At 66.8% G+C, this 4,164-nt stretch carries 4 protein-coding genes; 1 reads left to right on the top strand and 3 read right to left on the bottom strand.

Annotated elements, in window-relative coordinates; genetic code table 11:
• Positions 1-248: 248 nt before the first annotated feature.
• The 3 genes from eno to G6022_RS10995 form a co-directional block, all read right to left on the bottom strand.
• Entirely contained in the window at positions 249-1,526 is a 1,278-nt protein-coding gene (gene eno, locus G6022_RS11005; protein ID WP_182616059.1) for a phosphopyruvate hydratase, read from the bottom strand.
• Between the two features lie 229 nt (positions 1,527-1,755).
• Entirely contained in the window at positions 1,756-2,115 is a 360-nt protein-coding gene (locus G6022_RS11000) for a type II toxin-antitoxin system RelE/ParE family toxin (RefSeq protein WP_182609404.1), read from the bottom strand.
• Complete coding sequence (locus G6022_RS10995) at positions 2,115-2,411, bottom strand: type II toxin-antitoxin system ParD family antitoxin (protein ID WP_206682189.1); 297 nt, start codon at positions 2,409-2,411, stop codon at positions 2,115-2,117. The genes G6022_RS11000 and G6022_RS10995 overlap by 1 nt, the downstream gene beginning before the upstream one ends.
• Positions 2,412-2,718: 307 nt before the next feature.
• On the opposite strand from G6022_RS10995, the gene G6022_RS10990 reads away from it, so the two are divergent.
• Positions 2,719-3,660, top strand: a complete 942-nt coding sequence (locus G6022_RS10990; RefSeq protein ID WP_241731167.1) for a DEAD/DEAH box helicase family protein — start codon at positions 2,719-2,721, stop codon at positions 3,658-3,660.
• The last annotated feature ends 504 nt before the right edge of the window (positions 3,661-4,164 follow it).

The following is a 4,164-nucleotide window of genomic DNA, read 5'->3' as shown; positions in this document are numbered from 1 at the left end:
CGGCTCGGTGTGCGCCGCTGGGGCGTCTGCCTGCGGGTGGGGTCGACAGGTGACTCACCGCGGGTGCGACCCCGCTGCGGGGCCCGGCGGATGGGCCCCGATGCCTCGCCGGGACGCCGGGACGACGACCGATCGCGGCCGTCGCCCCGGCGATCAGAAGGGCGCGGTGGGCGAGCCATGAGCCCTCCTCTCGACTACCTACCTACTGGGGCGGTGCTTTCTTGGGCCGCGCGACCCGATGGCCTGGCTCAGGCGTTGAAGCGCGGGAAGGCGCCGGCGCCGGCGTACCGGGCGGCGTCCCCGAGCATCTCCTCGATGCGCAGCAGCTGGTTGTACTTGGCCACGCGCTCCGAGCGGGCCGGGGCGCCGGTCTTGATCTGGCCACAGTTGCAGGCCACCGCGAGGTCGGCGATGGTCGTGTCCTCGGTCTCGCCCGAGCGGTGCGACATCATCGAGGCGTAGCGGTTGCGATGCGCCAGTTCGACGGCGTCCAGGGTCTCGGTGAGGGTGCCGATCTGGTTGACCTTGACCAGCAGCGCGTTGGCCGCGCCCTTGGCGATGCCGTCGGCCAGGCGCTGGGGGTTGGTGACAAAGAGGTCGTCGCCCACGATCTGGACCTTGTCGCCGATCATCTCGGTGAGGGTGGTCCAGCCCTCCCAGTCGTCCTCGTCGAGCGGGTCCTCGATGGAGACCAGGGAATAGTTGGCCACCAGGTCGGCGTAGACGTCGGCCATCTCGGCGGCGGAGAGCTGCTTACCCTCGAAGTGGTACTTGCCGTCCTTGTAGAACTCGGTGGCTGCGACGTCCAGCGCGAGCGCCACGTCGGTACCGAGGGTGTACCCGGCCTTCTCGATGGCCTCCACGATCACGTCGAGCGCGGCCTTGGTGGAGTCCACCGACGGGGCGAAGCCGCCCTCGTCGCCCAGGCCGGTCGACAGGCCCTTGTCCTTGAGCACGGCCTTGAGGTGGTGGTACACCTCAGCGCCCATGCGCAGGGCCTCACGGAACGTGGGCGCGCCGATGGGGGCGATCATGAACTCCTGCACGTCCACGCCCGAGTCCGCGTGGGCGCCGCCGTTGAGGATGTTCATCATGGGCACGGGCAGGACGTGCGCATTGGCGCCGCCGATGAAGCGGTACAGCTCCAGGCCGGCGGCCTCGGAGGCGGCGCGGGCCACGGCGAGCGAGACTCCCAGGATGGCGTTGGCGCCGACGTGGGACTTGTTGTCCGTGCCGTCGGCGTCGAGGAGGGCCTCGTCGACCAGGCGCTGCTCCTCGGCGGGGATGCCGATCACGGCCGGGGCGAGCACGTCCAGCACGGCCTCGACGGCCTTGGTGACGCCCTTGCCCAGGTAGCGGTCGTCGGAGTCGCGGAGCTCCACGGCCTCGTGGGCACCGGTCGAGGCACCCGAGGGCACCGCGGCCCGTCCGAACGAGCCGTCGTCCAGAAGCACCTCTACCTCAACGGTGGGGTTGCCTCGCGAATCGAGGATCTCCCGGGCTCCGACCTGCTCGATAAGCGCCATCTGTGCTCCTTGGGGAAGTTCGTGGTTCGTCTCTGGGCCGGCACCGCGCTGGGTGGTTGCAGTACCGGGGGCCATTGTTCCACGTCGGTCTACAGGGCGGGCCGAGGCTGCGCCGGGGGGTGCTCACCCTCTCCCTCCACGGGTATGCGCTCCGTCTGTACGCCGCCAGCCCGGGTGCGCGCCGAGGCTGGTCCATTCCGGGCGCGCACTGCTCCCCGGCCGCCCCCGCTCAGCTCCACACGCGAGCAGGATCGACGTGCTGGCCCACGTCCATCGCGTCGTGGAGAACCCTGCCGACCACGAGAACTTCACCGTCGAATCGGCAGACGAGAAAGTGCCGGGGCCGGCTGACACTCCCACCGCTTGATCGACGGCGACTATTCGACAGGTGCCACGACACGACCCCCTCCCCGAGCTCCGGACGCTCGACCAGACCGGGATTGTCAGAGGCGGAGGCCGCATCCCTGAGTGCCGCAACGATCAGTGCTTCATACCGCTTCTGGGCCTGGTCGCCGAACTGCTCATACGACCACCACAGAATCGACGCAATGTCTTCACGTGCGCTCTCTGAGAGACGAAACGTCGCCATCAGCCAGGTGTTTGACCGTCGGCCACAGCCAGTGCACCGATGTCTGCGATGAGGTCGTCAAGGCCCGCCTCATCGACATCCACATAGCGACCCGCCGCCACGTCAGCCCACCCCTGATCGGCAGCTGCACGCAGCGCGGCGAGCCTGGCCGCATCCTCAGCATCGCGTCGCTCCAACAGCCGAAGCCCTTCGCGCAATACCTCGCTGGCGTTCTGGTAGCGCCCGGATGCCACCAGCTGATCAACTAACTCGTGTTGCTGCTGGCCGAGAACAACATTCCGTGTTGGCATACTCATCACCCCTGTTGGCAGAATATGCCAACTCGGCGCCCCAAGCGAGGTCCTGCCGTCACTGTGAACTGATCCGTGGCAGGAATTCTGGCCTCGGCGGGTCAGCGTCGTCGTCGAACTGGAGCTCTGTCCCCGACCGGCGGACTCGCCCCCGCCCCCGGCCACCTACCCTCCCCCACGGCGTCCCGGCACCGGGCCACCCCGGCGATGACGGACCCGGCCCCTACAGTGAGCCCGACGCCGCCAGGACCACCCAGGAGAACGCTGTGGACTCACCCGCCCTCGTCACCGCCCGAGACGCGGCAGCACTCTGATGGCGACCCGGTCCTCACGCAAGGCCACGGCCAGGCGCAAGTCGAGCCCCAGGCGGGCGACGTCAGCCAAGAAGCGGCCCGCCGCGGCGCCGGCGGTTCCGTCTATCCCTCCCGGCCAGCGGGTGTGGCTGCTGGAGCTCCCGTGGGGAGGACTGGGCGGCGGGACGCCGGCCGGGGTGACCTACTACAAGTCGCTCACCGCGCACGCCTACGTCGGTACCGCCCTGCCGAGCCCACTGGAGCCCTACGCCAGCAAGCCCTGCTCCTACCTGCGGTGGCTGGAGGACGAGCTCAACGGCAGCGAGGGCCCGGGCGCGACCGCTGCACCGATGACGCTGCGCCCAGAGCAACACGCGGACGTGGACGCGATCGTCGCTGCCGCCCAGCGCCAGTTCCGACAAGTTCATCTGGCCAACGATGTGGGCACCGGCAAGACCCTGGTTGCGGTGGCCGCGGCGAAGGGCATCGCGAAGTTGCGCGGCGCCCGCACGATCCTGGTGACGGTGGATCGGCCAGCCCGCATCACCATCCCGTCGTGGCGGCGCACCATCGCAGCACTGGGTGACGACAACCAGTGTGACGACGACCTGCGCTGGATCATCATGTCCTCGGACAGCCTGGGCAAGCTCATGGCCCGGAACGGGCGCCCTCGCCTCAAGGTCGATGTGGCGGTGATCGACGAGGCCCACCAGTTCCGGCACGCCAGCAAGCGCACCAGCTACATGCGTCGTCTGACCCGAATGGACGGGCCGCACGAGAAGGCCCCGTTCGTGCTGACGATCACCGCCACCCCGGGCCACCACCCGGGCGTTATGCGCTCTTCGTGGCAGTGTCTCATCAGACGGCTACAGTGCCAGCGGGACTGGGCTGCTAGCCCCAGAGCCGTAGGGGTGGAAGTTGAGCGTGGAGTTGTACTTTGCCAAATGGGCGGCAATCGGTGACGGACCGATGTCTCTCGATCCAGAACTGACTCCACGACGACGGATCAAGGATGGGACACCGATACTCGTAGATGACCAGATGCGACCGATGGAGCCCTGGTGCACTTTCCTACGCTTGTATTCTCAGAACTTAAGCCGCAATACAGTTCGATCTTATTCGCGAGATGCCGTGACATTTGCCAAATTTCTAGATGATCGTGGCGTAACAATTCTAGAGACTGTAGAGAGCGAAATAGCCGCCTTCTGCGACGACCGGCTCAGCAGAGGAATATCGACGCGGACTCTCGACCGTCAATTAGTATTCGTACGCGCCTTTTTTAACTAACTATACGAAACTGGTCAGCGAGATGAACTGCCATGGATCCGGATAGCCAGCAGATCAGTCGTTCATCGTAAAACTCCCTCGACGGACCTAAGGGTGAGGGCTGTTACCCGTGCTCAATGGGATGCCTTCCGAAATGTTGGACTAGCCCCGGTAGTTCACGGGGATCTGAGGATTGCCGG

This window comes from Dietzia sp. Cai40 (assembly GCF_014145165.1).
In the GTDB taxonomy this organism is placed as follows: Bacteria; Actinomycetota; Actinomycetes; order Mycobacteriales; family Mycobacteriaceae; genus Dietzia; species Dietzia natronolimnaea.
The sequence above is the reverse complement of the archived record's forward strand: the minus strand, read 5'-3'. Positions and strand labels throughout refer to the sequence as shown.

Bases quoted from the DNA above. Each gene is read 5' to 3' on its own strand.
- eno (WP_182616059.1), bottom strand. From the start codon at position 1,526: ATGGCGCTTATCGAGCAGGTCGGAGCCCGGGAGATCCTCGATTCGCGA.
- G6022_RS11000 (WP_182609404.1), bottom strand. From the start codon at position 2,115: ATGGCGACGTTTCGTCTCTCAGAGAGCGCACGTGAAGACATTGCGTCG.
- G6022_RS10995 (WP_206682189.1), bottom strand. From the start codon at position 2,411: ATGAGTATGCCAACACGGAATGTTGTTCTCGGCCAGCAGCAACACGAG.
- G6022_RS10990 (WP_241731167.1), top strand. From the start codon at position 2,719: ATGGCGACCCGGTCCTCACGCAAGGCCACGGCCAGGCGCAAGTCGAGC.